This is a genomic window from Mycobacterium sp., assembly GCF_049683355.1.
GTDB lineage: Bacteria > Actinomycetota > Actinomycetes > Mycobacteriales > Mycobacteriaceae > Mycobacterium.
Map to the genome: position 1 here is coordinate 1 of NZ_JBAUJB010000057.1, position 1,508 is coordinate 1,508.

1 protein-coding gene is annotated in these 1,508 nt (G+C 70.4%); it reads left to right on the top strand.

Translation table 11 applies throughout. From position 1 onward, the window contains the following. Window positions 1-122 precede the first annotated feature (122 nt). Window positions 123-1,508: DNA polymerase III subunits gamma/tau (locus tag WA944_RS03655; protein ID WP_526646361.1), on the top strand; the 1,386-nt coding region annotated here is incomplete at its 3' end.

The following is a 1,508-nucleotide window of genomic DNA, read 5'->3' on the forward strand; positions in this document are numbered from 1 at the left end:
GCCCCGGCACCAAGCTGACTAACGGGCTCCACAGCCCAAGGAAGCGACGGCGTCGGCAGGCGACCCGACCCCATTTTCACGCCTACAAGGCGTCACCAAAAGGGATAGGAAGCTGACTACCAATGGCTCTATATCGCAAGTACCGACCGGCGACTTTCGCGGAAGTCATCGGCCAGGAACATGTCACCGAGCCGTTGTCGACAGCGCTGAACTCCGGCCGGATCAACCACGCCTATCTGTTCTCCGGCCCTCGTGGCTGCGGGAAGACGTCGTCGGCGCGGATCCTCGCGCGGTCGCTGAACTGTGCGCAGGGCCCCACCGCAACCCCGTGCGGGGTGTGTGACTCCTGCGTGGCGCTGGCGCCGAACGGCCCCGGCAACGTCGACGTCGTCGAGCTCGACGCCGCCAGCCACGGCGGCGTCGACGACACCCGGGAGCTACGCGATCGGGCGTTCTATGCTCCCGCCCAGTCCCGGTACCGCATCTTCATCGTCGACGAGGCGCACATGGTGACCACGGCGGGGTTCAACGCCCTGCTGAAGATCGTCGAGGAGCCGCCCGAACACCTGATCTTCGTGTTCGCCACCACCGAACCGGAGAAGGTGCTGCCCACCATCCGGTCGCGCACCCACCACTACCCGTTCCGGCTGCTGGCCCCCAAGATCATGCGCACGCTGATCGAGAAGATCATCGCCTCGGAGAACGTCGACGTCGACGATGCGGTGTTCCCGCTGGTCATCCGCGCGGGCGGGGGGTCACCACGGGACACGCTCAGCGTGCTGGACCAGCTGCTGGCCGGCTCTGAATCCGGCCCGGCCGGTAACCACGTCGCCTACCAGCGCGCACTGGCCCTGTTGGGTGCCACCGATCTGGCCCTGATCGACGACGCGATCGATGCGCTGGCCGCCGGTGACGCCGCGGCGTTGTTCGGCGCGGTGGAAGGTGTCATCGACGCCGGGCACGACCCGCGCAGGTTCGCCACCGACCTGCTCGAGCGGTTCCGGGACCTGATCGTGCTCCGGGCGGTGCCCGATGCGGTCGCCCGGGGCGTCGTCGACGGACCCGAGGACGTGCTGGACCGGATGCGCGATCAGGCCGCCCGGGTCGGGATGGCCACCCTGACCCGCTACGCGGAGGTGGTGCACGCCGGACTGGGCGAGATGCGCGGGGCGACTGCGCCGCGGTTGCTGCTGGAGGTGGTGTGCGCCCGGTTGCTGCTGCCCTCGGCCTGCGACACCGAGGCCGCACTGCTGCAGCGGGTGGAGCGCATCGAGACCCGGCTCGACATGTCGATCCCGGCCGGCGAGCACGTCGCCCCCGCCCCGCCGAAACAGTTCGTCCGCAAGACGCAGGCTGCCCCGGAGCCTGAGCAACCGGCACCCGAGCCGGCACCGGAACCCGAACCGGAGCCCGCCCCACCGCCCGCGCCGAAAGCCGTTGAGCCCGAACCGGAGCCGGACCCGGCACCACCGCCGGTCCGGCCCCCGGCGGCCCCCGCGGTCGAGGCG